General features: G+C 57.5%; 25 protein-coding genes and 1 pseudogene. 7 read left to right on the top strand and 19 right to left on the bottom strand.

Annotation, left to right across the window (positions count from 1 at the left end; genetic code table 11):
- Positions 1 to 241 precede the first annotated feature (241 nt).
- Positions 242 to 2,581 (top strand): sensor histidine kinase, encoded by a 2,340-nt coding sequence (locus tag V0R37_RS05150; RefSeq protein WP_420373473.1) that lies wholly within the window; start codon positions 242 to 244, stop codon positions 2,579 to 2,581.
- A 1-nt stretch (position 2,582) separates the two neighbouring features.
- On the opposite strand, the gene V0R37_RS05145 is transcribed toward V0R37_RS05150, so the two are convergent.
- From V0R37_RS05145 to V0R37_RS05130, 4 genes are all read right to left on the bottom strand, one after another.
- The gene (locus V0R37_RS05145; protein WP_420373472.1) at positions 2,583 to 2,852 is read right to left on the bottom strand and encodes a hypothetical protein; all 270 of its coding nucleotides are present in this window, start codon (positions 2,850 to 2,852) and stop codon (positions 2,583 to 2,585) included.
- A 144-nt stretch (positions 2,853 to 2,996) separates the two neighbouring features.
- Positions 2,997 to 3,392, bottom strand: a complete 396-nt coding sequence (locus tag V0R37_RS05140) for a low affinity iron permease family protein (RefSeq protein WP_420373471.1) — start codon at positions 3,390 to 3,392, stop codon at positions 2,997 to 2,999.
- Positions 3,393 to 3,556: 164 nt separating this feature from the next.
- A complete protein-coding gene (locus V0R37_RS05135) occupies positions 3,557 to 4,024 on the bottom strand; it encodes a DUF6644 family protein (protein ID WP_420373470.1) in 468 nt (155 codons plus the stop codon).
- A gap of 2 nt (positions 4,025 to 4,026) precedes the next feature.
- Positions 4,027 to 4,359: a DUF6152 family protein gene (locus tag V0R37_RS05130; protein WP_420373469.1), complete on the bottom strand. Its 333-nt coding sequence runs from the start codon at positions 4,357 to 4,359 to the stop codon at positions 4,027 to 4,029.
- Positions 4,360 to 4,635: 276 nt separating this feature from the next.
- Between V0R37_RS05130 and V0R37_RS05125 the strand changes: the two genes are divergently transcribed.
- Positions 4,636 to 4,983 carry a two pore domain potassium channel family protein gene (locus tag V0R37_RS05125; RefSeq protein WP_420373468.1) on the top strand — a complete coding sequence of 116 codons (348 nt, stop codon included), beginning with the start codon at positions 4,636 to 4,638 and terminating at the stop codon, positions 4,981 to 4,983.
- A 25-nt stretch (positions 4,984 to 5,008) separates the two neighbouring features.
- On the opposite strand, the gene V0R37_RS05120 is transcribed toward V0R37_RS05125, so the two are convergent.
- Together V0R37_RS05120 and V0R37_RS05115 are read right to left on the bottom strand one after the other, a co-directional pair.
- Entirely contained in the window at positions 5,009 to 5,728 is a 720-nt protein-coding gene (locus tag V0R37_RS05120) for a ferredoxin--NADP reductase (protein ID WP_420373467.1), read from the bottom strand.
- Positions 5,729 to 5,832: 104 nt separating this feature from the next.
- Entirely contained in the window at positions 5,833 to 6,561 is a 729-nt protein-coding gene (locus tag V0R37_RS05115) for a GntR family transcriptional regulator (RefSeq protein ID WP_420373466.1), read from the bottom strand.
- A 262-nt stretch (positions 6,562 to 6,823) separates the two neighbouring features.
- On the opposite strand from V0R37_RS05115, the gene V0R37_RS05110 reads away from it, so the two are divergent.
- The 3 genes from V0R37_RS05110 (at position 6,824) to V0R37_RS05100 (ending at position 9,545) form a co-directional block, all read left to right on the top strand.
- Complete coding sequence (locus V0R37_RS05110; RefSeq protein ID WP_420373465.1) at positions 6,824 to 7,810, top strand: Bug family tripartite tricarboxylate transporter substrate binding protein; 987 nt, start codon at positions 6,824 to 6,826, stop codon at positions 7,808 to 7,810.
- Positions 7,811 to 7,878: 68 nt separating this feature from the next.
- Positions 7,879 to 8,577 carry an RraA family protein gene (locus V0R37_RS05105; protein ID WP_420373464.1) on the top strand — a complete coding sequence of 233 codons (699 nt, stop codon included), beginning with the start codon at positions 7,879 to 7,881 and terminating at the stop codon, positions 8,575 to 8,577.
- Positions 8,574 to 9,545 carry a 2-hydroxyacid dehydrogenase gene (locus V0R37_RS05100; protein ID WP_420373463.1) on the top strand — a complete coding sequence of 324 codons (972 nt, stop codon included), beginning with the start codon at positions 8,574 to 8,576 and terminating at the stop codon, positions 9,543 to 9,545. The genes V0R37_RS05105 and V0R37_RS05100 overlap by 4 nt, the downstream gene beginning before the upstream one ends.
- Before the next feature lie 47 nt (positions 9,546 to 9,592).
- On the opposite strand, the gene V0R37_RS05095 is transcribed toward V0R37_RS05100, so the two are convergent.
- The 7 genes from V0R37_RS05095 to V0R37_RS05065 all read right to left on the bottom strand — a co-directional run bounded on the left by V0R37_RS05095 (position 9,593) and on the right by V0R37_RS05065 (position 16,081).
- Positions 9,593 to 11,215: an MFS transporter gene (locus V0R37_RS05095; RefSeq protein WP_420373462.1), complete on the bottom strand. Its 1,623-nt coding sequence runs from the start codon at positions 11,213 to 11,215 to the stop codon at positions 9,593 to 9,595.
- A gap of 122 nt (positions 11,216 to 11,337) precedes the next feature.
- Positions 11,338 to 12,117, bottom strand: coding sequence for an SDR family oxidoreductase (locus V0R37_RS05090; protein ID WP_420373641.1), 780 nt, complete (start codon positions 12,115 to 12,117; stop codon positions 11,338 to 11,340).
- A 94-nt stretch (positions 12,118 to 12,211) separates the two neighbouring features.
- Positions 12,212 to 12,916: a 2OG-Fe(II) oxygenase gene (locus V0R37_RS05085; protein ID WP_420373461.1), complete on the bottom strand. Its 705-nt coding sequence runs from the start codon at positions 12,914 to 12,916 to the stop codon at positions 12,212 to 12,214.
- Positions 12,917 to 12,931: 15 nt separating this feature from the next.
- Complete coding sequence (gene ada, locus V0R37_RS05080; RefSeq protein ID WP_420373460.1) at positions 12,932 to 14,023, bottom strand: bifunctional DNA-binding transcriptional regulator/O6-methylguanine-DNA methyltransferase Ada; 1,092 nt, start codon at positions 14,021 to 14,023, stop codon at positions 12,932 to 12,934.
- A gap of 101 nt (positions 14,024 to 14,124) precedes the next feature.
- Positions 14,125 to 14,769, bottom strand: coding sequence for a DNA oxidative demethylase AlkB (alkB, locus tag V0R37_RS05075; RefSeq protein WP_420373459.1), 645 nt, complete (start codon positions 14,767 to 14,769; stop codon positions 14,125 to 14,127).
- A gap of 29 nt (positions 14,770 to 14,798) precedes the next feature.
- Positions 14,799 to 15,515 (bottom strand): 2OG-Fe(II) oxygenase, encoded by a 717-nt coding sequence (locus V0R37_RS05070; RefSeq protein ID WP_420373640.1) that lies wholly within the window; start codon positions 15,513 to 15,515, stop codon positions 14,799 to 14,801.
- A gap of 8 nt (positions 15,516 to 15,523) precedes the next feature.
- Complete coding sequence (locus V0R37_RS05065) at positions 15,524 to 16,081, bottom strand: methylated-DNA--[protein]-cysteine S-methyltransferase (protein WP_420373458.1); 558 nt, start codon at positions 16,079 to 16,081, stop codon at positions 15,524 to 15,526.
- Positions 16,082 to 16,230: 149 nt separating this feature from the next.
- On the opposite strand from V0R37_RS05065, the gene V0R37_RS05060 reads away from it, so the two are divergent.
- A complete protein-coding gene (locus tag V0R37_RS05060) occupies positions 16,231 to 17,031 on the top strand; it encodes an IclR family transcriptional regulator (RefSeq protein WP_420373457.1) in 801 nt (266 codons plus the stop codon).
- Positions 17,032 to 17,071: 40 nt separating this feature from the next.
- On the opposite strand, the gene V0R37_RS05055 is transcribed toward V0R37_RS05060, so the two are convergent.
- The 3 genes from V0R37_RS05055 to V0R37_RS05045 are packed head-to-tail and all read right to left on the bottom strand — an operon-like array spanning position 17,072 to position 20,540.
- A complete protein-coding gene (locus V0R37_RS05055) occupies positions 17,072 to 18,052 on the bottom strand; it encodes a Bug family tripartite tricarboxylate transporter substrate binding protein (RefSeq protein WP_420373456.1) in 981 nt (326 codons plus the stop codon).
- A 59-nt stretch (positions 18,053 to 18,111) separates the two neighbouring features.
- Complete coding sequence (locus V0R37_RS05050) at positions 18,112 to 19,737, bottom strand: class I adenylate-forming enzyme family protein (protein WP_420373455.1); 1,626 nt, start codon at positions 19,735 to 19,737, stop codon at positions 18,112 to 18,114.
- On the bottom strand, positions 19,737 to 20,540 hold the full coding sequence (locus tag V0R37_RS05045; RefSeq protein WP_420373454.1) for a citryl-CoA lyase: 804 nt from the start codon (positions 20,538 to 20,540) through the stop codon (positions 19,737 to 19,739). The genes V0R37_RS05050 and V0R37_RS05045 overlap by 1 nt, the downstream gene beginning before the upstream one ends.
- 39 nt (positions 20,541 to 20,579) lie before the next feature.
- Between V0R37_RS05045 and V0R37_RS05040 the strand changes: the two are divergent.
- A pseudogene (locus V0R37_RS05040) lies at positions 20,580 to 22,013 on the top strand (DUF445 domain-containing protein).
- A gap of 106 nt (positions 22,014 to 22,119) precedes the next feature.
- Here V0R37_RS05040 and V0R37_RS05035 read toward each other — a convergent pair.
- Genes V0R37_RS05035 through V0R37_RS05025 form a run of 3 tightly spaced genes read right to left on the bottom strand, consistent with a single transcriptional unit; the run spans position 22,120 to position 25,951 of the window.
- Entirely contained in the window at positions 22,120 to 22,851 is a 732-nt protein-coding gene (locus tag V0R37_RS05035; RefSeq protein ID WP_420373453.1) for an SDR family oxidoreductase, read from the bottom strand.
- A 33-nt stretch (positions 22,852 to 22,884) separates the two neighbouring features.
- The gene (locus tag V0R37_RS05030; protein WP_420373452.1) at positions 22,885 to 25,005 is read right to left on the bottom strand and encodes a metallophosphoesterase family protein; all 2,121 of its coding nucleotides are present in this window, start codon (positions 25,003 to 25,005) and stop codon (positions 22,885 to 22,887) included.
- Entirely contained in the window at positions 24,992 to 25,951 is a 960-nt protein-coding gene (locus tag V0R37_RS05025; RefSeq protein ID WP_420373451.1) for a tripartite tricarboxylate transporter substrate binding protein, read from the bottom strand. Before V0R37_RS05025 ends, V0R37_RS05030 begins: the two co-directional genes overlap by 14 nt.
- Between the last annotated feature and the right edge of the window lie 40 nt (positions 25,952 to 25,991).

The following is a 25,991-nucleotide window of genomic DNA, read 5'->3' as shown; positions in this document are numbered from 1 at the left end:
TGTAACCGCCAGCTTGCCACTGTCGATCAATGAAGCAATAAGTGCGGCCTGGTCAAGGCCTCCTGCGGTAAGGTCGGTATTCTCCAGTACGATCTGCTGATCGAAACCACTGCAGTTGCCGGACTGTCGTCGACCAGCGATATGCGGAATTTTGGGAGTGTAGAGTCACAAAATGGCATAAAAAGAAAAATTTACTATTCTTGACCGGCTTTCAGCATGAAACACGATTCATTTCGTTGCAATGGCTGAGCCAAACAGCGTAACTTTCGCAACCATGACCCGTATTTATATATCACGGCTGTTCCTGGCACTCGTTGTATCCGCCTGGGTATCTCTTTGCCAGGGCAAGCCCCTACTCTTGCAAGACAACGATAGCTGGCCCATTCCGCTTTCGAACCACGTGCAAGTGTACGAAGACGCTAGCGGGACCATGACCATTGATCAAGCCGCCCTGCTGCCCCTTGATGATCCTCTCGGCTTCCAACCTGGGACGGCCAAGGCCTTGCAGATCGGATATACCAGATCGGCATGGTGGTTAAGCATGGAAATCGTCAACGGCCAGGCACAACATCAATCCTTTCGGCTATGGCCGGGCATGCCGGCGCTGGCCCGCCTGGATTACTACATAAAGAGCGGCACGAGCTGGCGCCACGTTGCGACCGGACAAAAAGTTCCATTATCGAAACAGGATCAAAACCTCCTGCATATGCAGGCGCTTGCTTTGCCATTGAAGCCAGGCGAACGAAATCACATACTCATTCGCCTGGAATCGACCGCAGCAATTCATCTGCACCCCATGATCTACTCCGAGGCTTCATTTCAGAGCGCCGTTGATCGTACGACCCTATGGGACGGCGTGTTGTTTGGCGGTCTGCTTTCGCTGGCATGGTGTGCCCTGCTGATCGGCTTTCTATCCCCCAGCTTCCGGTTCATCGTACTGTCTGCCTTGTGCGTAATCATCGCACTGTACGAAGCGTCGATACGCAACTATACCAAGCTATACCTTTGGCCAGAAACGGTGGAATGGGCCCACCGCAGCCCCATTGTCCTGGGTCATCTTTCGCTGTCCGTGTTCATGGCTTTCGTTCTTATTATGGCCAGGAGCGAAAAAATCCATTGGCCTGCCCGCCCTTATTTCATGGCGCTGGCCGCCCTCGAACTGGCCGTGTCTGCCATGGGACTGCTCTTTAATCCACACTTTGCGGCTCACCTTGGGTTGTTCACATCCCTTCTTTTCGGCCTCAGCATGCCCGTCGCCGCATTTATGTTGCTCAAAAATGCCGCCCCCACCGGACGGCTGATGTTATTGACCGGCCTGTTCATCTTCTTCCATTCCTCGTTGCGTACGGCCGAGCGGCTGGGCTTCCTGCCTCAGTTCGTCACCGATATAGGCCTTGGCAATCCAGGCACCAATCCAGTCATTGCGCTGGGCGGCCTGGCGATCAATCTGGCGGTGCTGACGGCATGGATAGTACTGATAGGAAAGCAGCGTCAGGCGGCGCATGACACTCTTATCGATTGGCAGGCCCAGGAGCAGGAGCGCTTGAAAGAACAAATCGCCTTAAAGACTCGAGAGTTGCATAAGGCCTTGCAGTATGCCGAGGAAAAAAACCGTCAGAAAACCGAAACTTTGGGCTACATAGGACATGATCTGCGCGCACCCGCCGCAACCATCGTCGGCTACACCCGTTTGCTGGGAGACACCATGGCAGCCGAACAGGACCGTAACGTCAGAGCTATAGAGCGTAGCGCCCAGTACCAATTGAAGCTGATCGACGAATTGCTTGAATATGCCAAGAGCGAACTCAAGCCGCTCGAGCTACAGCCAGCCCCAACCGATATGGCTCAGACTCTGGATGATATCCTGCAGTACGCCCTTAGTCTCTGCTCTCAGCAAAACAACCAGTTCCAGATAGAGACTGAGAACCCTATACCCGCCAACGCCGTATTGGATAATCAGCGCCTGCAACAGGTCCTGCTGAACCTGATTTCCAACGCGGCCAAGTTCACCCGCAATGGCTATATCCGCCTGGCTGTCCATGCGGATCCGGATCAATCGGAGTGGCTATTGACATTTACCGTATCCGATACGGGACGCGGAATCGATCCAGGAAAACAGTCCCTTATTTTCGGTGCATTCGAGCAGGAAGAGATCCACCCAGGCAGCGCAGGGCTTGGCTTGTATATCGCTCAACGCATTGTCGAAAATATGGGCGGAAAGCTGACGGTAAAAAGCGTAGCTGGGATGGGGAGCCAATTCAGCTTCCAGGTTCGGGTGGAAGCCATGGACGCGGAAACGATCACTTGGTCGGGTCCTCCCCAAGCCGCTATGTCCGGGCAAGTCGGCGGCGGTCTCGGCATAGCGGACGAAACTCAGGTGCCCCCAGCCGAAATTCGCATGGATTTGGCTAAGCTTGCGCGTAACGGGCAGCTTAGCGATATCGAGGACTGGCTACGCATCCAGGCCAAAAATCATCCCCGTTATGCACGCTTCTTTGATGACATCTGGAATGCTTTGCATATCCTTGATCTGGAACGAATAGAGTCGATGGCATTGTCAAACGGCGGGCCCGCCCATTGACTTATTTACGGCCAACGCCCTTGCCAGACTGATTCTGTACCGGCGGCGCGCCAGGCGTCGCTCTCCCCGGATCCGAGACATCCTCGGGCTCCACTCCCGGCGGGAAATTAATGCGTGTCGTCGGGGAATTGGGGTCGACGGGCGCGTTTACCAGCGAACGTTGCCCTTCTTTTAGTGCTTTCGTGTTTTTGTCCCGCTCTTTCTGGGTGGTTTCCTTGCGGTATGACTCGGCCATGATATCTGGGGCCGCTTTGTCGTTCTTCGTCGCCATGGTTGACCTCGCGTCGGCTTGCGGTAAATCTACCGGTTTAATGAGAGCAATACAGCAGACGGCAGCAAGCACCATTCCCACTGCCCATCCGACGCCACAACGGCGCTGAGGCTGCATACCGGAGATCGCCCTTGCGGCCGGCGGCTATAGCGTCCCCTTTCGCTTGAACTGCTCCGCCAGCTTCTGAAGCTCTTCTTCGGATAAATCCTCGATATCTATCATTTCGTCGCGCGCCTCCTTGATGGATTGAAGCAGTTCATCAAGTTTCAGGTGCACCGCCTGGCTGTCCTTGTTCTGGCTCTGCTGTATCAGGAAAACCATAAGAAAAGTTACGATCGTCGTACCGGTATTGATGACCAACTGCCAGGTTTCCGAATAATCAAATAGCGGCCCGCTTATGGCCCATCCCAGCACCACGAGAAAAGCCAGGCTGAAAGCCATGGGCGATCCCGCCCACTTGGTCACATGCGAAGCGCATTGATCGAACACGTGCAGTATCTTGTGATGCGGGCTGTCGTTCCGGCTCTCGTCCATATTCATGCTCTCCGGGTATGCATGTGTATTTCTGCGGCCCATATCCTGCGATCTCCTTCGTTGCCACTTGCCATGCTGCCCTAGCAATTTTCATGCCGGGACGCCGCACAAAGAGTCTTCCCTATGCTGAATAGCGAGTCACTGTGGCTTTGGCACGATCGAAGAGCTGGCTACAGAAAACCTATCCATCTTCCCGCCACGACCGCACCCAGCCAGATCAGCAGGGAAGCTGCGGCATGCGCACGCACGGGCGTTGGCATCCTGGGAAATTCAAGTCCTTCGCGCCAATACTTGCTTGCATGCAACCACAAGGCATTGGCCGCGCCAAGGATCACCAAACAGATCTTTGCCAGAAATGCCGGATTCCCGGCATACTCAGTGGCCTTTACTGAAAACAGCCACAAGCCCGTAGCAATCGCAAGCGCAAGGCCTGTGGCGGCCATTCGCGACAGGAAGGGCGCGATCTGGTTCAAGGGCGGCCCCCGATAAATGCCCAGCAACAACAGATCCAGGGATACGATGGTTCCCACCAGCATGCCCAGCGATGCAATGTGCGCGGCGTTGACCAGCAAGTAGGCCATCTCCGAATGCCGCAGCCACACCGCGGGCGTCAGATTCTCCAGCCATTGAAGCAGCACGTTCAGCGTGCCTTCTGTATGCGTTCTGGATACAGGTCGTAGGTCTTGCCGTCCACTGTGATCTGTACCGCCTTCATGCGCCTTTCCGCATGGTCTTTTGACCGATTGCCTGTTGCTGAAATGCGGTCGCCCGCCTTGGCCGATCCCTCGATAAACCCAGCCTTCCGGGTCTGGGATGGATTTGCCAGTTCCACCCGCCAGACGCCGTCGCTGGCCGTTTCAACATCCAGCCGCGGATGTGGCGGCGCCATCCGCACAGCTTGCACGACACCGGTAAGTTGTATCTGCTCGGTGTCCGCCCACGACCAGCCGTGATGCCCGTATGCGCTATTCATGAACAAGCCGGCTGCCAGCCCAAGCGCGGGCCAGGCTAGAAATCGATAAGGCATGGTACCCCCCGTTATCAGTCAGGAACAGCAGCCTATTCTCCACCTCCCTTGAAAAGATGTCCATGCCCGAAGCCCGTGTTGACTATGCCGCAGGTTTCGAGCGGCATGGCGCGACCAGCGGCTTTCCTCGGTTTGGGCTAGGATTACGCCAACTTGCTTGGCCGGCATGCCATGGACTGGCGGTACCGCGACGGCAACAGCGCGGCATAAAGGAGCGAAAACATGTATGAATCCAAGAATGAGCCTCTGTTGGCCCGAAGCCATTTCACTCTACGCGTATTAAGGCATCTAGGACTGGCCGCGATCGTCGTGGGGATTACACTGGCGGTGGGAGTCATGGGTCACCTATGGTTGGAGCCCATACATTGGCACGACGCAATATTGAACATATCGCTGATATTGGCAGGCATAGGTCCATTCGTCATGCCCGCCACCATAGCGGGAAAACTGTTCTTCGCCCTGTACAGCATTCTTGTCGGGCTGGTGTTCGTCGGCACGCTAGGCCTGGTGCTGGCACCGCTCGCGCATCGCCTGATCCATAAATTCCACCTGGATGGCGACAACGACTAAGACAATGCTTTTCTGCCGGCGTCCCTTAATAGCCGTAGAATTCTTCGCTGCGTATATCGTCTTCATCGATACCTGCCTGGTTCAAGGCCCCCTTCAAGGCTTCCACCATGGCGGGCGGCCCCACAACGTAGAATATCGGGTCGGCCAGGCCGGTAATTTCACGCTTGATCAATTCGCCGCTTACCATGGCCTGCTCGCCCGTCCAGGCTTGCGCTGACTTCGACGCCTGCGTCATGGTGGCCATCAGCCGGAAGCGGGCATTTTTCCGCTCCAGCTCTTGCAGCTCGCCAAGAAAGGCGGCATCTTCGGGCCGCCGATTCGAATACAGCAACAGTATTTGATGCGGCAGGGCTTCGTGCGCGGCCTGCCGCAGCATGCTCATGAATGGCGTAATGCCTATTCCGCCGGCAATAAAGACCGCCGCCCGCGCGGATCTGCCATGCAAGGCCAGGGAGCCGAAAGGGCCATCTATCTGGACCGACGCGCCCAGGCTCAGCGCATCCAGCCGGCGCTTATAAACCGTGTCGCGCATCCGCGTCGTTATACAAAGCTCATCCTGGAAGGGCGCGCCGACCAGCGAGAATGCATGGCGCTCGCCCTCGGCCCCCGGATGCTTCGGGTCGGGCAAGATCAGGTCGACCGCCTGGCCCGGCTTGAAAGTGAAACCCTCAGGCCGGGAAAAATAAAATGCAGTCGTGCTTTCTGCTACCGTGCGTTTCGATTTCAGCTGCGCAATATGGGTCATGGCTCATTCCGCTTGAAGGTGGCTTCAACGGATTAGATGTCATGAGGGATTCCGGCGTTCCCATAGCCGAGACAACGGAATCCAGGCTATGCGCCTTTCAACCGTCAGGTTGCCGATCGCGCACTGTCCTCACTTGTGCCTCTTGGAAGCCGGGCTCTCCAGGCATCGATATACGGCGCTTTCGATATATTCAAATGCTGGCCGCACAATGCCGCCAGCCTTCCAGGATCGCCGGCCTTGAGCGCATCAATCATTGCCCAGTGCTCTTCACGAGCCTTGATCGCATATTCTGGCTTTAAGACCGAATACGAGCGTATGACATGCGCCTTTTGTGCGAAATCCTCGATTGCCGTAGAAAGGTACGCGTTCTCGCACAAAGAGAACAGCCAGCGGTGAAATGCATTGTTGGCGTGAAAAACGCCTATCGGATCGCCCTGACTGATCGCTTCATCGTGCTTGCGCTGCAAATTGACAAGTTCGTCTATCCATTGCTGATTCGGCGGCATGGACATCCTGGCGACAGCGGATGTTTCCAGAATCTCTCGCACCGAATACAGGTCGTTAACCTCGCCCGGCATGAAATCACGCACTGCCGCGCCGCGATTGCGCTTGCGGTCTACCATCCCGATGCGCTCCAGTTCGATCAGCGCCTGCCGGATAATGTGCCGTTTGACCTGGAAGCGCACAGCCAGCTCTTCCTCGACCAAACGCTCGCGCGGCAGCAGCCGCCCCAGAACAATTTCAATTTCCAGCGCACCGACAACTTGCTGCACTTCGCCAGGCACCATATCGTGCGCCCGGCCGACCGAAAAATCTGTTGCTGGCAAATTCATGAGCAAATTCTAGTTAGCGATGGATGGAAGCGGAAGCGCTTCGACATTCTACGATAGCTCTTCGCCCTAGGACCAAGCGATCAAGAACGCCTGTTTCAATAGTAACGCGATTCCCAAAAATATTGGCAAATATATTGTTGACAATCTTTGAGTGCAGTTTTAGACTCCCTTCAACCTGGTTCACCTTCCCGGAAAAAAGATAAGCAACCAGGATAGCCAAGCCTCCTTCGGTCGAAGGCGGGCTAATTGAGGAGACACATTTATGTTTGCCGGACTATTCAGAAGCGCGACTTTTCTTGTCGTTACCACACTGGCCTTGGTGCTGCCGCAAGTCGTCAGCGCCCAGGATTACCCCTCCCGCCCGGTCAGGATAATCGTTCCCTTTTCGCCTGGGGGCGCGTCGGACATCCTGGCAAGGGTGGTGGCGCAGAAGATGACCGAAAGCATGGGGCAATCCGTAATAGTGGAGAATCGTCCAGGCGGATCGGGCATCATTGGCACGGAGGCGGTTGCCAGGGCGCAGGCAGACGGCTATACCTTGCTGTTTGGCACCATCAGCACTCTCGCCGTCAACCCCAACATTTTCTCGAAACTGCCCTACGATCCGCGGACAAGCTTTGCGCCCATCACGCTTGCCGCCGATGTGCCGCTGGTATTGGTGGCCAATTCCACGGTGCCGGCCCAAAGCCTGGCAGAGCTGATCAAATACTCCAAATCGGAGGCCGGCTCTTCGCTCAGCTATGCGTCGGGCGGCAATGGCACATCGCAACATCTTGCCGCGGAGCTTTTTAAATCGCTTGCCCATGTCAATTGGCTGCATGTGCCCTACAAAGGCAGCGCGCCGGGCATGGTGGATTTGGTGGGCGGCCAAGTCAACCTGATGTTCGATAACATCAATACGGCGATGCCGCACATCAAAGCGGGAAAACTGCGCCCTCTTGCGATCACAAGCTCTCGCCGCTCCTCCCTGATCCCGGATCTTCCAACCGTCGCCGAAGCCGGATTGCCTGAGTTCGAGGTCAGCACATGGTTCGCGTTCCTGGCCCCGGCGGGAACCCCCGCGGAAATCGTTTCCCGCCTGAATGCGGAGATGGTCAAAGCCTTGGCCGATGCCGAGGTCAAGAAAAAACTTAGCGTCCAGGGGCTGACCACCATAGGCAGCAGTCCCGAGCAACTTGCCGCATACATCCAGAAAGAAATTCAGAAATGGGGGCGGGTTGTAAAAACCGCCGGCATCAAAACCGACTGAACGCCGCGGCACCCGCTAAACCGCATTGCCACACCAATATCCTTCCAAACCTCATCAGGAGAAAACCCATGGCATCGACGCCTCCGGCTCTGGTCATCCGAAAGCATTTCCCCCGGCCTACGGCAGAACAGTTGGCCGCATTCACTAGCACCCAGACCGGCTTTGTCGTCGACGCCCAAGGCAGGCGGGGCGCGCTGAATCATCGTATCCGGCCGCTTTCGCAGGCAGTCCGCTTTTGCGGAGTAGCCCTTACTGTACAAAGCCGTGCACGCGACAACCTGGCCTGCTGGGCGGCGCTCGACGCATGTCGACCAGGTGACGTCGTCCTGATCGCCGTCGACGAGTATGAAGAAGCCTCTGTTGTGGGAGACGTTTACGTGGCAATGGCAAGGAACAACGGCGTTGTCGCCTGCGTGACCGATGGCATGGTCCGGGACATCCGCGGCATCAATGAAGCGGGTATCCCGGTTTTCGCCAAAGGCTTGTCGCCCAACTCGCCATTCAAGGATGGCCCTGGCGAAATCGGGACGGCCATTACGCTGGGCGGCGTACATGTCGGTTCGGGCGACATCGTCCTGGGCGACGAGGATGGGGTCGTCGTCGTTCCCTATGCAAACATCGACCAGGTCATCAAGGATCTTGCCCAAGTCCAAGCCAAGGAAGCCGTCATGGAGGCGGGCGTCAAAAAAGGCGACAAGACTCCGCCCTGGCTGCAACAAGCCCTTGCCGCCAAGGGAGTACGCTACATCGGTGCTGAAACGTCATGATTCCTGTTTTCTATAACAGCTACGCCACGGAACAGGTTTACGACATTATCCGCGGAGCAATGCCCAATGGTTTCAAGCTGCTTACATTAAGCAAGGACTCTGATGCCGAGAGAATGCGCCTGGCCAGTGAATGCGAGGTGGCGATATGTGCCGCACATCCGCTCTCGGCGGAAATAATCCATGCGGCAACCAGGCTAAGGCTGGTCCACCACCAAGGCGTCGGCTATCACGATACCGTAGATATCGCAGCGCTTCGCGAGCGCAAGATTGCACTTGCGCTCACTCCGGAAGGCACGACGACGGGCGTGGCGGAACACACAGTATTGCTGATGTTGGCAGCCTGCAAACAACTGTCATTTGCCGATTCAGAACTGCGGCAAGGGCGCTTCCATATCAATGAGCTCAGGCCGGTATCGCGCGAAGTGTCGGGCATGACCATAGGCTACATAGGCATGGGCCGTATTGCACAGGCCGTCGCGGAAAGGTTGCGGCCATTCGAAACCAGGGGTATTTATTACGACCAATACACCGGATTGAATACCAGCCGGGAACAGGCCCTTGGTCTTGAACGAATGGAGACTCTAGAGGCCTTGCTGCAAACAGCCGATATCGTCACGCTGCATCTTCCCCTGACACCACTGACCAGGCATCTAATCAACGCCGGGAGCTTGGCAAAGATGAAGCGGGGCTCCATTCTGATCAACACGGCGCGCGGATCCTTGGTAGACAACAACGCCCTGGCGGACGCATTGGCCGGACGGCACCTGGCGGCGGCCGGGCTTGATGTATTCGAACAAGAACCGTTGCCCATTTCCAGCCCGCTCGTCGGCCTGCCAAACATCATACTCACGCCCCACATTGCCGCGGGTACGCGTGATGCCCTGACCACGAAAATGCGGGCGCTATTCGCCAACATCGAACGGTTTTACCAAGGCATGCCGCTGCGCAACCAGGTAGCCCTTGATTGATGCGCCCAATCGCACGATCCGCATTCACCGCCCACCGATAATCGGATTCATGGTATGTCCGTATGATCCTTAAGCGGCATATCGTCGCGTATGGGTACGGTCTGGCGTTCTATCATGCGGTGTACACGGGGCGGGTTCTGGCCGCGGTGCAGCGCCTTCAAGCGGTCAAACACATCGGCGTCCGCCTGCGTGCGGCGCTGATGGTGGCGCACATACTCCAGCCATGTGGGCACATGGTAGCTTTCGGTCCAGATGCGGGGGTTTTCCAGGTCGCGCAACAGCGACCATTGGCGCGCGCCATCGCGCAGCCGGATGCGGCGCCGCTGCGACATGGCTGAAAGAAAGGCATTGACGTCCTGTTGCGCAATTTCATAGTCCACCATGATCATGATGGGTCCGCTGCGCGGCCTCAAATCCAGTTTCAATGCGGGTTCGTTGAAATGATCCAGTGGGTCCAGGCTAAGTTTGCTGAACTCGGGCAGTACATAGCGCAACCCCACTGCCGCGCCCAGTACCAGCACGACGCCCGATGCGGTCAGGGCGCCGTCCGTCCCATGGGCTTCGGCGCTTACGCCCCATATCCAGCTGCCCACCGCCATGCCGCCGAAGGTGGCCGTTTGGTATAGCGACAGGGCCCGCCCCACCACCCAACGTGGCGTCGAAAGCTGTACGGTCACATTAAAGAGGGACAGCGTCATGACCCAACATGCGCCCGCCGGCAGCACCGCCAGACAGCTCAGCCACATCTGGCGGCTTTGTGCCAGCACAAAGACACTCAGCGCAAAAATCAAGAAGGTGGCCCGCACAATGGTTTCATTGTTCCAGCGGTCGCGCACCCGCGCATTCAACAGGGCTCCGCAAATGGCCCCTGCGCCGAAGCAACCCAATATGATGCCGTATGAGAACGCACCGCCCGCCACGAGGTCGCGGGTGACCAGTGGGAGCAAGGCAAGAACCGACACTGCGGCGAGCCCAAAGATGAAGCTGCGGCACATGACCTTCAGCAGATTCGGCGACATGGCGATATAGCGCAGCCCCACCGATATGGCACTGCCGAAGGACTCACGCGGCAGCGTGTTTGCGGCGCGTTCCGGCTTCCAGCGCGCCAGCGCCCTTATCAGGGCGATGTAGCTGACAGCATTTAACGCAAAAGCAAACGCCGCGCCCGCGACCGCAACGATCAGGCCGCCGACCGCCGGGCCGATACTGCGCATAAGGTTGTAGCTCATGCTGTTCAGTGTGACGGCGCCTGGAAGATCCTCGCGCGGGACAAGATCGCCCATCGACGCCTGCCACGATGGGTTGTGCAACGCCGTGCCGCAGCCGATGAAGAAGGTAAAGGCCAGCAGCAGCCAGGGCGTAAGCAGTCCCGCCACGGCAAAAATTGCCAAGCCGGTGGACACCGCCATCATCAATATCTGCGCCACCAGCATGATATTGCGGCGGTCGAAGCTGTCGGCCAGCGCCCCAGCCGCCAGCGAGAAAATCATTATGGGCAGCGTGGTGGCCGCCTGTACCAATGCAACCATATCGTCCGAGGTCGAAATGGTGGTCATCATCCAGCCGGCGCCCACGGTCTGGACAAGGCCGCCCAAATTGGACGCCAGGGTGGCGGTCCAGAGAGCGCGGAAGGTAGCGTGCTGAAAAGGGGCTAAAGGGGAAACGCTCATAAGGATATCGGTCCATGGCGAGGCGAGGCTGTCCAAGTGCTAAATGGCATCTTATGACAGTTGGCCCGCAAGAGCTACGGACGGATATCTGGAATTTTGCGCCGCCAGGGAGGGGGCGCTAGTCAGAAAGTACCCGGATAGGCGCCGCCGTCAAGCAGTACATTCTGACCTGTCATATAGCCGGCATGAGCGCTGCACAGGAAAGCGCAGGTGGCGCCAAACTCTTCCGGGCGGCCAAAGCGGCGCGAGGGATTGCTGGCGATCCTGGCTTCGCGCACGCTGTCCACCGAGTCGCCCGACATGCGCGATGCGGCCTCCAGCGTGGACGCCAGCCTGTCCGTATCGAATGGGCCGGGCAGCAGGTTATTGATAGTGACATTATGCTGGGCCACGGCACGGGCCACCCCGGCGACGAAGCCGGTCAGGCCGGAACGCGCGCCATTGGACAAGCCGAGAATGTCGATGGGCGCCTTGACGGCGCTGGATGTAATGTTCACGACCCGTCCGAATTTGCGTTCGGTCATCGCGTCCACCGTTGCCTTGATGAGCTCAATGGGCGTCAGCATATTGGCATCCAGGGCCTTGATCCAGTCGTCCCGGTTCCAATCGCGGAAGTTTCCCGGCGGAGGACCGCCGGCATTGGTGACCAGGATATCGGGGTCCGGCAATACCGCCAGAACCTGCTCACGTCCTTGCGCGGTCGTGATATCGGCGGCGACGGTGGTCACTTTTCCAGAGCCCTGCTTGCGCAGTTCGCCGGCGGCCGCCTCAAGCCGCTGCGCGCCTCGCGCCACCATGACGACATCCACCCCGGCTTGGGCCAAGGAGCGGGCGCAGGCCAGTCCAAGCCCGGCGCTTGCGCCACACACAACAGCCCGTCTTCCCTTGATTCCCAAGTCCATGCTTCCCTCCGATCGAATATTCATGTGCCATGCACCAGTGCCAGACATTCTATAGCAGGTTCCTAGCGTTTCCCCGCTCTTGCTTGCCTCGCTATCATGGCGCATCGTGAAACACCAGTTCCAGGCCGATGCGCTCGCCGCTGCGCACGCGGCTGATCGCGTGCCTGGCGTTGACACGATAAAAGCCCTTGCCGCCCTTGAAAGGGCGTTGCGCTACCGCGATGATGGCCGCATCGCCCATGCCCAAAGGAAGCACCATGGATCGAGACTGCATCCGGGGCCGCTGCTCGATCATCACCAACTCGCCGCCCGTAAAATCCCGCTCCGGCTCGGACAGGAGCGCCACGAGTTGCAGCGGGAAAATCCACCGACCTTCGGCATATTGGTGCAAGGCTTGATAAGCCGGCCCGCGCAGCCTGCTCAGGCTCGATTGCGGACGGGCTTGGCCCGCCTTCCCGTTCTGTGCGCGAAACGCATCGAAAGTGGGCGGAAACCTTCCCTCGATTCCCAGTATCTCGTTCCATCGATTGGCAATGGGCAGCAGTTGCGCATAAAGGGCGGTGCGCAATGCATTCATGGGCTCGGGCAAGTTTTGCGTCAAGCGGAGCACCTCGCCCCCGCCTGACTCACACAAGCCCGGCATCGGATTCTGAACGGCTTCTGCGCCGATCAGCGCAGCCATGGCGCCTGCCTGTCCATGATCGAACAAGCCCGGCAGGACGGCGCATCCATCCTGATCCAGTTCGGCGGCAATCCGCTTCCAATCCAGCATGGCAAGACGATGACTGAAGGCAACCATGATTGATTTCCCGCCCTATCGATCCCGCGTTTCACGCCGCAGCAATTCGCGCTTGCGCTCGACGCCCCAGCGGTAACCCGAAATATTTCCATCGTGGCGCACCACCCGGTGACAAGGAATGGCCACCGCCAGGTGATTGGCCCCGCAAGCCTGTGCAACCGCGCGCACTGCCTTGGGCGCACCGATACGTTCGGCAAGCTGCGCGTAGCTGACCGTGGCGCCCGGTGGTATCTCGCGCAATGCCCGCCAGACTCTCTCCTGGAACACCGTACCCCGCACATCCAAGGGCAAATTCAAGCCTATCGCCGGCGCTTCGATAAAGCCCACAACCTGCGCCACCAGCCGCTCGAACTGGCCGTCGCCACCAACCAGCTGCGCCTTGGGAAATTGATCCTGCAGATCGCGCGCCAGTTGGTCGGGATCGTCGCCCAACAGTATTGCGCAAATGCCGCGCTGGCTTTGCGCGACCAGGATGGCGCCCAGCGAGCACTCGCCCACGGCAAAACGGATCTGCGCATTCCGGCCGCCGCCTCGATAATCCCGCGGACGCATTCCCAGTATAGATGCCGACTCCTCATAGAACCGGCCATTGGAGTTGAAACCGGCTTCATATATGGCGTCGGTGACCGTGCCAGGCTCACCCAGCTCTTCGCGCACTCTTGCGGCGCGCACGGCGTTGGCATAAGCCTTGGGGGTAAGGCCTGCTTCAGCCTTGAAGACACGGTGAAAATGAAATGGGCTCATACCGGCCCGCGCCGCCAGCTCGTCCAGGCTGGGCGGGGTTTCGGCCGCCTCGATCCGCCGGCACGCCTGCGCAACGATGGATGCGCGTTGCATCGCCGCCGCGGTTCGATCGCCCAGCGCACGCCGGCTGGCCCGGTACCCGGCAGCTTCAGCCGCTTTGGCGGTGGTGAAGAATTCGACGTTCTCCCGATTCGGCAGGCGCGCCGAAGAACTGGGCCTGCAATAGACGCCGGTCGTCCTGACCGCATAGACAAAGTGGCCGTCCGCCGCCGGGTCACGGTTTCGTACCGCCGCCCAACGCTGATCGTCCGTAAGATAAATGGAACGATCCGTGATCGAACCTGGATCGAGAGTCGCTTTCATGGCATTTCTATTGGCAGAGAGAGTACAGTCAGGATATGCCGGAATTCAAACGCAAGCACCCTGTTTCTTGCGCTTGAATTCAGCGCGAAGCCGGGAATCTTTCATCCTGCTTTGCGGAAAGTGAAGTTGATGCGCTGGCTGCCCAATAGCGGGTGGGGATGTTCTTTAAGCGGCATCACGCCGTGGTAGCGCAAGCGGTCCTCGCCGCCCCATACCACGACATCGCCGTGATAGAGCGGAACCTTCATCGCCTTGTCGGCCCGCTCATGCCCGCCGAACAGAAAAACGGCGCTCATGCCCAGCGACACCGATACGATAGGCGCGTCGTAGTCGCGTTCGTTCTTGTCCTGATGCAGCGACAGCCGCGAATCGGGCTGATAGCGGTTGACCAGGCAGGCGTCAGGCTCAAAGCCCGAAAAGCCCGCGGCTTGGGCCGCCTCGCGAGCCAAACGGTCGAATGCCGCCGGCATGGCCGGCCAAGGCCGGCCGCTATCGGGATCGATTTTCGCGTAGCGATAGCCGCGGCTGTCTGTCGTCCAGCCCAAGGCTCCGCAATTGGTCAAGGCCACCGACATGGAAAAGCCGCCCGGCGTGACCATATGCCTGAACGGCGCGTCTTGCTCGATGACCAGAATGGCGGGCAGCAGCGCGTCCACATACGGCAAGGCGAAGCCGCGCAGCACAAATGCGCATCGCCCCAAAGCCTCGCGCTCACCCGCTACGGGGGGAAACAATTCTCCATTCATATCCGAACGTTCATTTCGCCTTCATTGCATCAGCGCGCATCATGAAAGATAAGGCCGGCGGTGTAACGGCGTCCGCTATGGACTCGGCTGACGCCGTGGCGCATCGCCGCTTTACGCATCCCGCCCCGCCTGCCCGGGACCGGGCGCTGATTGACGGTGAAGATCACGGCATCGCCCTGCCGCAGCGGCACGACATCGGCGCGCTGATAACCCGAACCGCTTTCCGTCATGACAAACTCGCCTCCCGTAAAATCGGTGGCGGGGCGCGATAGCAGGATGGCAGCCTGCAATGGAAATACATGCTCGCCATATAGATCCTGATGCAGACAATTGTAATCGCCCAGGCCATACTTAAGCATCAGCGGTGTGGGCCGTGTCTGGCCGGCCGCATGGCAGCGATCCAGAAACGCCTGCAGCGTATCGGGATAGCGCACATCGATGCCAAGCTGCTGGTTCCACCGATTGGCAATGGGAGCCAGATGCGGATACAGGGAACGCCTTAGCTCCTGTATCAAGGACGGCAGCGGATACGCCCAGTATTTGTATTCCCCCCGCCCAAAGCCGTGGCGCGCCATGATGATACGCGCACGATAGCTTTCGTCCAGGGAATAGAGGGCAGCCAGATCAGCGCACTGCGGCGCCGTCAGCAAGCCAGGCATCACCGCATTGCCGTTCGCATCGAGTTCCCGCTCGATGGCTGCCCAATTTTGCCGATCAGCGCATAGCGCATCGTCGGTTGGCGGCATGATCGCCGTCACATCTGTTCCCGGCGCAAGAGATCGCGCTTCCGTTCAGGCCCCCAACGATAGCCGGTAATCGACCCATCGCTGCGCACGATCCGATGGCAAGGAACGACGATGGCCAGCGTATTGGCCGCGCAGGCGCTGGCTACGGCACGCACCGACTTGGGCAGGCCCAGGGACTGGGCCAGTTGGGTATAGCTAAGCGTCCGGCCCGCGGGGATATGGCACAGCGCCGACCAGACCCGCTGCTGAAAAGGCGTTCCGCCGATGTCCAGGTCGATAGGCGCAGCGGTTACCCGCCTATCGACATAATGGACGATGCGCTCAAGATCGTTGCGCATGGACTGTGCAGCTTCCACCAGCTCAATGCGCGGAAAAGCCTCACGCAGTTGATTGCGCAGTTCCGGGGCATCGTCTCCAAGAAAGATTGCGCAAATCCCCTGCGTACTGCGCGCAACAAGAATCGCGCCATGCGTGCAGTGGCCGATGGCATACTGTATGGAATCGGCCGGGCGTGATCCCGGCGCACGAAAATGAAGTGTGAAGTCAGGAATGTTTATCGTTTCCATGGTCGGCACTCGCGGTCATTGTGAAGGAATACCAAGTTTAGGAAAACCAGCCGCCTGGAACACTCCGCTCCTTGCGCTTGAATAAATTTAACAGACTTGGGGCGTCTTCAAAACGCAACGCCACCGCAGTGGCGACGTATAATTCAAAGATGCCTGAAAAAGACCATCATCCCGAGTTCGTCACCGCGCTTGCTCGCGGATTGGATGTCATTCAGGCGTTTTCCAGTTCAACGCCGGAAATGACGCTCAGCGAAATTGCTGCGCGCACCGGGCTTAGTCCCGCCACCGTCCGGCGCTCGCTTATTACCTTGGCTACCCTGGGTTATGTGCGCCAGCACGGCCGCCGCTTCGTCCTGACGGCCAAAGTGCTTCAGTTGGGCTCGGCCTTCGTCGAGTCGATGAACCTGAATGAAGTCGCTCAAATTTACTTGCAAGAGCTCGTTGACACCTTCCACGACGCCTCGTCCCTGACGACATTGGACGGCAACGATGTGGTCTACATCGTGCATATCCCCAGCAATCGCCCGGCGCGTCTGCGCCAGCACATCGGTGCGCGCATGCCGGCCCACGCCGCATCCACGGGTTATGTACTGCTGGCCTACCAGGACGAACGGCAGCGCGCCGATTACCTGGCGCAAGCGCCTTTTCCCGCGTTCACGCCGAAAACACCCGTGACGGCCGAAGCGCTGCAAGCGCATTTCAACGAGGTCGTCGAGAACGGCTACGGCATCGCGGAGGACGCGATTGCCTTCGGGACAATCGCTATTGCGGTTCCGGTGCGTGACCACCACGGCCGAGTGGTGGCAGCCATCAATTGCTCAGCCGACTCCACACGCATAGACAGGGAAACCCTGGTCCACAGCAGGCTGCCCGCGCTGCTGCATGCCTCGGGCGAAATCAGCCGACAGCTTGCCCGATACCCCGCCCTGACACTGGCCGTTCAAGCATGACAGCGTCCGGGCGGGCAAGCACGAAGGCGCCCCGGCCTGTTTAATCGATAGATATATTTGCCATTGCGGCGATTTTCTTGGTTCGCTCCACTTCAGTGGCCATTCTCTGCTTGAACTGTTCTGGCGTCAGTTTCAAGGGAATGGTTCCCTGCGCAATCAAGTCTTTCCTGAAGTCGGGCTTATCCAGCACCTGGGCCAGGGACTTGTTGAGCTTGTCGATCACTGTGTCGGGGGTTCCCGCTGGCGCCAGAAAGCCATACCAGCCGCCAATATTCATCTCGGGGTAGCCCGCTTCGGTGAACGTGGGCACATCCGGCAGCAAAGGCGAACGCGCCTCCCCCGACAGAGCCAGCACTTTTACTTTGCCGGCCTTCAGGTGGCCCTGCACGGTTGCCATTGCCGGAAAGGTGAACAGGGTCTGACCGCCGATCACATCGACCACCGCAGGCGAGGATCCTTTGTAAGGAACATGCGTCACTTTTGAACCGGTCAGCTTGTTGTACATTTCGCCCATTAGATGCGGCTGGCTCCCTACACCGAAAGAACCGTAAGCCGACTTGTCGAGATTTGCCTGCGTATATGCGGCCAGCTCCTTCATGGAATTGGCGGCCGTGGTCGACGACACCACCAGGCCCAAGGTCAGGTCGCATACCGTGCCAACGGGTTTGAATTCCTTGTCGATATCGTAGTTCAGCGATTTGAACAACGCGGGGTTCAGGACAAATGTCGCGTCATTGGTAAAGAGCAGCGTGTAGCCGTCGGCGTCCGCACGGGCAACCTGTGTCGCGGCAATACTGGTATTGCCGCCGGCCTTGTTTTCTATCACCACGGGCTGGCCCAGATTCTCCGACAACTGCTTGCCTACCATGCGGGCCAGTATGTCCGTCGCGCCGCCCGGCGCGTAGGGCACCAGGACACGAATGGGTTTATCGGGATAATTTGCGGCCATGGCGGGGCCGCACAGCGCCGCCGTGACAATGCCGGCAATCAATGCCTTGTTTAGGCGATGTACTTGATTCATGGTGAGTCTCCGTGGTTGGCACAGCGCTCTTGCCCCGCCGCGCCTATTATGTTGAGTTGCTAGCTGGCTGCTGAGGTGACCGTGGCGCGTGCCAGCAATTCGCGATCGGCCTTGAGCTTGAATTTTTCCACCCGATGCGTGGCGGTTTTGGGTAGCGCTTCTGAAAACACAACGTACTTCGGAATCTTTATGGCAGCCAACTGGCTGCCGACCCAACGCGCAATGTCGTCCGCTTGCAGCGTCGAACCCGGGCGGGCCACAACGACGGCCAAGACATCCTCCTCGCCCAAATCCGACGGCACGCCTATGGCCGCGGCCTCAAGGACATCCGGATGGCTAGCCATGATTCGATCCAATTCGACGCCAGAGATGTTTTCCCCTCGGCAGCGGATTATGTCCTTCTGGCGCGCCACGAACCAATAAAAGCCATCGGCATCGCGCCAGACGATATCGCCCGTGATGAACCATCCCTCGTGAAACGCAGCCTGGCTGCGCTGCGGGTCTCCGTAATAGCCTTGCATGACGGTTGGCGTACTAACCAGCAATTGCCCTTGCTGGCCGTCCGGCAGGTCGGTGAACGATTCATCCACGATGCGTAGCCGCGGCTGCGGCAAGCCCGGTGCAAGATGCGGCGAGACCTTGCCCATGCTACCCAGCTTGCGCGGCCCCTTGAAGGGATTGGATAGAACGCCTGGGATTTCCGTCATGCCGTAACATTCGATCAGCGTGGGCACATTGAAGTCATTGCAAAAGACGTCTATCAACCTCTGGTCCAGGGGAGCTACAAAGGCCTTGGACATCGCATGGCCCGCCACGTATTCTGCGCGGTCGCGCTTGGCCAGAATCGTAGCGGCCGCGCCAATCAGGTTGACGGTGGTCGCCCGGGTTTCCGATACGGTCCTCCAAAAGCCGCCGGCCGAGAACCGGCGCGCCAGCACCAGCGTTGCCCCCGCGGCCAAGGTGCCGCCCAGCGAATAGAACAGCGCATTGATATGAAATAGGGGCAACACGCATAGGATGCGGTCTTCCGGTTGAAGATATAGACGCACCACGAAACTTTCGGCGGTAATGACGTAGCTTCGCTGGCCATGCATGGCTCCTTTGGGCGAGCCCGTGGTGCCGGAGGAATATATGAATACGCAGGTGGAGTCAGGCGCCGGCGCCAAGACAGCGGCCTGACATGGCGCCGCGGCAACTTCCTGGTCCATAGACCTTGCGTCCTGAACACCCGTCTCGTTCGTCACGATCCACGGCGCGTAATCCAGGCTGGCGCAGGCTTGTAGCGTCCGGTCATAGGCTTCGGGGGAACACACCACGCCGCGCACCTTGGCATTGTTCAACACATAGGACGCTTCGGACACGCCGAACTCCGGATTGACCGGCACCATGACGCCTCCTATGCGAGCCAGGGCCAGAAAAAGCATGACGGTGGATGGGTGATTGGTGGAGAACACGCCTACGCGATCCCCAGCCTGTACACCGTTCTCGATCAGCCACCAAGCCGTACGCTCGACATCCCGCGCCAGCTCGCTGTATGTCCAGGTACGCCCTTCGAACACCAGGCAAATCTTGTCCGGCAAGGCCTGGACGCGGCTGGCCAGCAAACCGGTAACCGTATAGTCATGCGGTGGATAGAGGCCCATGACCTGCGCCGGTTCCTGTAGTACGGCGGCGATACTTTCCATCAGGCGCTCCGATCGCCAGGCGCCGGACCGTCGTAAGCTATGCCCTTCTCGGCATGCGCCGCGATCTTGAAACCCAGCGGATTATGTTTTTCTTCAAGCAGATGCGCAACCAGCGAACCGGTGCGTGCCACCAGGGGAACCCCGCGCAACGCTTCCAGCGGGAAGCCGGCATCCAGCAGTACCGCGGGAATCGCAGCGGATACATTCAAAGGCAAAAACCGTCCATAAGCGGATTCAATCTGCCGCTCCACCGCCTGCAGCGCCTGTATGTGCTTTCCACTCACGCCCAACTCAGCGGCCAGCGTCAACAGCCTGGTAGCGCGAGGATCCTCGGCTTTATGCACGGGATGGCCGAAACCTGGAACCGGCAGCCGGGCTACCCGCATCTCGCGCAGGATAACGGCGGCTGCGGCATCGATATCGATGGCATCGGCATCCCGCCGCTTCAGAACATCCGAGAACAGGACGCCCGCTGTTTCAGAGGCGCCCAGAATTACCGTGCCGCAGCCCAGCAAGCCTGCCGATACCGCGCCTTGCAGGGCATCGGGCGCCGCGGCGTATGTCAAGCGCGCCGCTTGTATGGAAGGCACAAGGCCGTGCTCGGCAATCGCCACCAGACAAGCGTCCGTCATGGCTACCAACTCCTGGCTAGGCTTCCCTCCCGTAAGAAGGAACAGAAAGTAATGCGTAAACGAGGTTTTCCCGATCAAGTCTTCGCATAAATCCTGGCCGCGGATCGTAATCCTGTCCGGTTCGACCTGGGCAATGGAGCTTGTACCGAATATTTGCGTTGTGCCTGCCACTTGCTTCTCCTGCTGGAAACGTAGCAACCCATTAAAGAAATGGACGATTTTCGTATACCGAATAAATATTCGATAAGCGAAATCAGTATCGCCCTGCTTGCCGTATCCTGTCAAGCGACTTCAAGAACCCCAAAAACCGGTACATTCCCCTCAAGCAGAACCATAATGACCAGGACAAATATGAATAGCCGCTCATCCTTGTCAGCCCGTCCGGCGAAAGCCGAAAATGAAGTCAAGCGCCGCAATCTTAAGGATATGAAGCGTCTTGCCGTGGCAGTCTTGGCTTTCTTCGCCATTATTTACTTCGCTTCGATAAAGCTTCAGGATGAATACACCTGGCTGGAATATCTGGCGGCGTTTTCAGAAGCGGCGATGGTCGGGGCGCTGGCCGACTGGTATGCCGTGGTCGTGCTGTTTCGCCATCCACTGGGCATAAAGCTGCCGCACACCGCCATCATCCCTAGAAACAAGGATCGCATCGCCGATAACCTTGGCGACTTTGTCCAAGGCGAATTCTTTTCCACCGACCGGATTATTTCGGTAATAAGAAAAATCGATCCCGCCACCCGGCTTGCCGAATGGCTGTCCAGCAAAGAAAACGCAGACAAGGCCGGCGGCATGGCTGCACGGTTCTTCTCTTATGCATTGACCTCATTGGATGATCAGAGTGTTCGGCACTTTCTGAAAGGCGCCGTCTCCGACAAGATAAGAGCGTTCGATCTGGCCAGCCTGCTGGGAAAAATCCTGGACCTGCTCACGCGCAACAACAAGCATCAGGAGCTGTTGAATCAGTTAATCGACTATCTGGCGCACTACCTGCAAGACCCCGCCGTCAGGGAAAAATTCAACAGCATGGTCGCGAAGGACATGCCGCTGTATTTCAATAGCCTGAAAGGCTGGGCCGGCACCGCCCTGAGCGAGCGGTTCATTACAGCGGCCGCCAAAATACTCGTTGAAATCAACGAAACCCCCGGGCATCCAGCGCGCATTGAACTGGACATTAAATTGAAAAACCTGATCGAGAAGCTGCAAACAGACCCCGCTTTTCGCTACTAGTTGGGTCAGTTCCAGGATCAGATCGCCAATCACCCTGCGGTGTCCGCCTATCTTGACAGCCTGTGGCAGGACTTTCTAGCCTGGGTCCGGCAGGACCTTGGCCGCAAGGATTCGCAAATCCAGGCCGCAATCACCGAGCAGACCTTGCAGTTCGGCCAGTCGCTCAAGCGCGATGACAACATACGCCAGTGGATGAATGAACAGCTAATTCAATATGCGCCCGGATTCATCGACGCATACCGCCCCAAGCTCGGCCGCTTCATTTCGGACAAGATGAAGGAATGGAAAGAAGATGAGATAGTGGAAAAGCTGGAGCTCAATATCGGGCGCGATCTGCAATTCATCCGAATCAATGGAGCCGTGGTCGGCGGCATTGTCGGAATAATCATTCATCTTGTGACTGGGTGGTGGGTATGAGGCATGACTTGCCGCTTGAGTTCAAGATGGTTTTACCTGACGCATACCAAAAAAGCCCCAGCATCTTGCCACGAGAATGCGGATGCTTTAAATCGACCCTATTAGTTCAAGCCGCCCAACCTCCGTCTATAAGATACGCATGGCCCGTGGTGTAGGTAGCCGTGGCCAAATATAAGGCAAGGTCAGCGACCTCGTCGGGCGTGCCAATACGGCCTAGTGGTTGGCGATCGATAAAGTCTCTAAGTGCCGCATCGTAATCACCGGAAGCGTGCAAGCGCTCGTGCAATGAAGGGCTATCCACCGTGGCCGGGCAAATGGCATTGCAACGAATACCATCGGCGATGTAATCAACAGCCACCGACTTGGTCAAGCCAATGACCGCCGCTTTTGTAAGACTGTAGGCGCAGCGGTTCGGCACGCCCTTTACGCTACTCGCGACAGAGGACATATTGATGATGACGCCTTCTTTCTGGTCCAACATGCTTGGCAAGTACGCCTGGATCATCCGCAGCATCGCCCTGACGTTCAGGTTGAATGCAAAATCCAAGGATTCATCATCAATGTCCATCACCGTCCCATCGTGCACAACGCCTGCACAGTTAAAAAGGATGTCGATCTTACCGATACTTTCCACACTGGCTTGAATGCCGCGCGCAGACATAACATCCAGCTGCAGGGTTTTGATGGCGGGATGCCTCAGTGTATCCAGCAAGTCGGTATTAATGTCCGTTGCGAATACCTGAGCGCCGGCCTGCGCATAGCGCAGCGCCACAGCCCGGCCTATACCCTGACCAGCTGCGGTCACCAGCGCTCTCTTGTTCTCCAATGTTTGAATCATGATCAATGCCCCTCCTTTTTGGGCCAATCAGCACTAAGAAAGACAGGCCAGGTACTTTTGCCATGGCTTGAGCTGATTCCGTATGGCGCCGGGAGCGTCCTTGCCTGATGGCCAGATCAACGTTTTCTCTTGACCCGTTTGTAGATCGATTACCGTGAGCTGATCGTTGGGAGCATCCATATTTGCCAACCACGATGCCACGTCGTGACCCTGCGAACCGGAAATGGAGAGGATGACGTCCTTGCTGCCGGCCCGAAGTTGTGCTTGCCAACCATCATGCTCATCGGTATGGCTGGATACAAAAACAGGGGCTTCGCCAAGTCGATCAAAGAGTTGGTGGACATTGCGCATCAATTGACCAGCGGGGCGCGGATCATAGCGTCTATCCATCACGCCATGTCGAGGGTAATAGCCTCGGTCCAAGTCCGAAAAGATGTCCAACATCACTTTGCAGCCAGGCACGGTGGCGGCTGCGGACAGCTTGAGAACGTAGCTTGTGATTGCCGCGTCATCGGCCTGAAACTCGCCCGGCTCCGATGGGGCCCAAGAAGCCGTCATAATCGTTTGCAAGGAAGAGTCTTTGAGCTGCTTTCGAGTCGCTTGGGCGAAGGCACTGGGATCCTCCGACCAGCTTGTACGATACACGAGGCTATTGAGAATTTCAGGAGCATCTGCGGTTTTGGCAATGAGTTCGGCAATCCATTGGTTGTCGAGTCCGGGATTAAAACCGGCCGCCAAGAAGTGAGGATAATTGATTTGCTCATGGCGATACTGAGCCGAATTCTCGAATTTGGCCAGCGCAACGCGCACGTGCCGATACGGCAACCGCGGCAAAAGCGAAAGCAACATGGAATGCTGCTCGACGGGCAAGACAATCTCCCAGCAATGGATATCCGAGGCATTTGACGTAATGAGCTGTATATCCTGATTGGTGGGCAGGCCCGCGGACTGAATATGAACCTCATATCCTAAGCTCGATAGCAAAGCCAGCCGCTGCCGACTGTCCTCGGCGTATAGATCGTCCATGAAAACCCGGATGGTCTTGATGCCCAGGTGCCAGATGCCTTCCAGGACATAGTCGGATCGAACCTGCTTGCGGATAAACTCGTCCGTGGTGTTGTTCGCTGACAATGTGGTGATTCCGAACCAGCGATGGCGCAGTGTCACTCCCAGTCCGATGCCATTCTGGCAGAAAACTGAAGAGGGTAAGGAATCGGCCGGGAGGGTATCGGCAACTTCAGTCAAGCCATAGCTACGTACATAATGCGGTCGGCATCCTTTAGCCAATACATCAACCAGCAGGAACCCCAGCTTGCCCGGTTCGTTACGGCCAAACTCCGCATCTTGTCCGGGCTCAATATTGAATAGCTCTGAATAATCACGGCGGACAAAGGCAGTGGAGGGCAGAATGTAATAGTCCGAGTTTTTTCTTCTGGTGTAGAAAAAGTTGTGTACATGACCCGCAAAGACCGCTTCAATTCCATAGCGGTCAATGCGTTCTAATAACCAGCCCCGGGCAGGCTCATCAATGTTGTCGTAATGGCTCGGCTCGTGCTCATCAAGCAAAAAAATCGGATAATGCGTGATAAGAAAAATTCGTTCACCCTTTGCTTTTTCAAGATAGGAATCCAGCCATACACGTTGCTCCTGCTCAATAGTGTGGCCCGAATTCAATATGGGAGAGTTTATGAAGACAAAGTGGCAGCCCTGATGCACGACACTTTGCCACGCCGGTCCATAATGCTGCTCATACATTTTGGTGTATTCGGGCGTGGCCGCCGGAGCCGGCATCCACGCTGACGGTTTGTCACCAATGTCCTGATTGCCCGGCGTCGAGTAGATGGGCATTTCCAGGGCGTTGTAAATCGATTTGGATATGCCGGCAGCATCGTGAAAATGAGGCCCAAAAGCGGGAACATGCAGGATGTCTCCACAATGAATAACAAACTCGGGCTGATGTGCGTTAAGCATGCGAACGACAGCGGCGTTACGCAGATTGTTCCGCGTCGACGTGCCGTTCGGCTCCGGTTCGATATGTGAATCAGCAATGACTGCAAATCGAAATAATGGTGATTGCATACTGTCTTGTCTCTTTTCCTGGCCGCGCCTGTGAATGTTTTGATAAAGCGTTAAATAGGCATTACCGGTTTTCAAGCTGTTCTACCGCTTTAGACCAACGGCCAATTTCTTCATCAAGAAATGCCTTCAAGTCATCCGGCGTACTCACGACAGGGTAGTTGCCGGCTGACACCACGCGATCCCGGATGGCGGGATTGTCCATCGCGGTTTTCGCTGCCTGGTATATCTTTTGGAGAATGGGCTTGGGCAGGTTGGCCGGACCGAATAGCGCCAGCCAACTTGATACCTCGAAACCAGGCAGCCCCGCTTGCGAAAATGTCGGGATATCTGGAAATTCCGACCAGCGCTCTGGTAAAGCAATAGCCAGAATTTTCAGTTCCTTGCTCTCTACAAAAGGCTGCACAGCAGAGATGTTGTTGAAGGAAAGCTGTACGCGGCCAGCGATCAGTTCCGGCACCAGGGCGTTCTGCCCCTTGTGCGGAATGTGGACAATGTCGGTATTGGCGATTTTGTTGAACATTACGCCCGCAAGATGCTGTGTAGTGCCCACGCCGCTGGTCCCATAGTTCAGTTTTCCCTGGTGGGTGCGCGCATAGTCTATAAATGACTGAACAGAGTCGGCCGGAATATTAGCGGGCACCACCATAACCGAAGGCACCATTGCAATCAGCGAGATCGGAGTGAAGTCATCGACCGGATCAAAAGGCGTGTTTTTGATCATGCTTTTATTGATCGCCAGCGATGCGCTTGACAAGATGATTGTGTAACCATCTGGTTTGGACTTTGCAACGTAGCTCATGCCGATATTGGCGCTGGCACCTGGCTTGTTCTCGACGATAATTGGTTGGCCAAGCGATTTCGCCATGTCATCGGCCATCAGACGCGCCACGACATCGGGTGCGCCCCCCGGAGGAAAGGGCACGATCAGGCGTATAGGATGAGAGGGGTACATGTTTGCGGCAAAGAGGTTGCCCAGAGGGGCGACCAGCAACGCCAAGCACAGTGCTATTTGTTTTTTCATAATGCTCCTCTTTGGTGGTAATAGTATGGTCGCTGAAAAG

The sequence above is a fragment of the Pollutimonas rozaliensis genome (genome assembly GCF_048751585.1).
Taxonomy (GTDB): Bacteria; Pseudomonadota; Gammaproteobacteria; order Burkholderiales; family Burkholderiaceae_B.
The sequence above is the reverse complement of the archived record's forward strand: the minus strand, read 5'-3'. Positions and strand labels throughout refer to the sequence as shown.

Excerpts from the sequence above, each read along its gene's own strand:
- V0R37_RS05150 (WP_420373473.1), top strand. The coding sequence starts at position 242 with ATGGCTGAGCCAAACAGCGTAACTTTCGCAACCATGACCCGTATTTAT.
- V0R37_RS05145 (WP_420373472.1), bottom strand. The coding sequence starts at position 2,852 with ATGGCGACGAAGAACGACAAAGCGGCCCCAGATATCATGGCCGAGTCA.
- V0R37_RS05140 (WP_420373471.1), bottom strand. The coding sequence starts at position 3,392 with ATGAATATGGACGAGAGCCGGAACGACAGCCCGCATCACAAGATACTG.
- V0R37_RS05130 (WP_420373469.1), bottom strand. The coding sequence starts at position 4,359 with ATGAATAGCGCATACGGGCATCACGGCTGGTCGTGGGCGGACACCGAG.
- V0R37_RS05125 (WP_420373468.1), top strand. The coding sequence starts at position 4,636 with ATGTATGAATCCAAGAATGAGCCTCTGTTGGCCCGAAGCCATTTCACT.
- V0R37_RS05120 (WP_420373467.1), bottom strand. The coding sequence starts at position 5,728 with ATGACCCATATTGCGCAGCTGAAATCGAAACGCACGGTAGCAGAAAGC.
- V0R37_RS05115 (WP_420373466.1), bottom strand. The coding sequence starts at position 6,561 with ATGAATTTGCCAGCAACAGATTTTTCGGTCGGCCGGGCGCACGATATG.
- V0R37_RS05110 (WP_420373465.1), top strand. The coding sequence starts at position 6,824 with ATGTTTGCCGGACTATTCAGAAGCGCGACTTTTCTTGTCGTTACCACA.
- V0R37_RS05105 (WP_420373464.1), top strand. The coding sequence starts at position 7,879 with ATGGCATCGACGCCTCCGGCTCTGGTCATCCGAAAGCATTTCCCCCGG.
- V0R37_RS05100 (WP_420373463.1), top strand. The coding sequence starts at position 8,574 with ATGATTCCTGTTTTCTATAACAGCTACGCCACGGAACAGGTTTACGAC.
- V0R37_RS05095 (WP_420373462.1), bottom strand. The coding sequence starts at position 11,215 with ATGAGCGTTTCCCCTTTAGCCCCTTTTCAGCACGCTACCTTCCGCGCT.
- V0R37_RS05090 (WP_420373641.1), bottom strand. The coding sequence starts at position 12,117 with ATGGACTTGGGAATCAAGGGAAGACGGGCTGTTGTGTGTGGCGCAAGC.
- V0R37_RS05085 (WP_420373461.1), bottom strand. The coding sequence starts at position 12,916 with ATGGTTGCCTTCAGTCATCGTCTTGCCATGCTGGATTGGAAGCGGATT.
- ada (WP_420373460.1), bottom strand. The coding sequence starts at position 14,023 with ATGAAAGCGACTCTCGATCCAGGTTCGATCACGGATCGTTCCATTTAT.
- alkB (WP_420373459.1), bottom strand. The coding sequence starts at position 14,769 with ATGAATGGAGAATTGTTTCCCCCCGTAGCGGGTGAGCGCGAGGCTTTG.
- V0R37_RS05070 (WP_420373640.1), bottom strand. The coding sequence starts at position 15,515 with ATGCCGCCAACCGACGATGCGCTATGCGCTGATCGGCAAAATTGGGCA.
- V0R37_RS05065 (WP_420373458.1), bottom strand. The coding sequence starts at position 16,081 with ATGGAAACGATAAACATTCCTGACTTCACACTTCATTTTCGTGCGCCG.
- V0R37_RS05060 (WP_420373457.1), top strand. The coding sequence starts at position 16,231 with ATGCCTGAAAAAGACCATCATCCCGAGTTCGTCACCGCGCTTGCTCGC.
- V0R37_RS05055 (WP_420373456.1), bottom strand. The coding sequence starts at position 18,052 with ATGAATCAAGTACATCGCCTAAACAAGGCATTGATTGCCGGCATTGTC.
- V0R37_RS05050 (WP_420373455.1), bottom strand. The coding sequence starts at position 19,737 with ATGGAAAGTATCGCCGCCGTACTACAGGAACCGGCGCAGGTCATGGGC.
- V0R37_RS05035 (WP_420373453.1), bottom strand. The coding sequence starts at position 22,851 with ATGATTCAAACATTGGAGAACAAGAGAGCGCTGGTGACCGCAGCTGGT.
- V0R37_RS05025 (WP_420373451.1), bottom strand. The coding sequence starts at position 25,951 with ATGAAAAAACAAATAGCACTGTGCTTGGCGTTGCTGGTCGCCCCTCTG.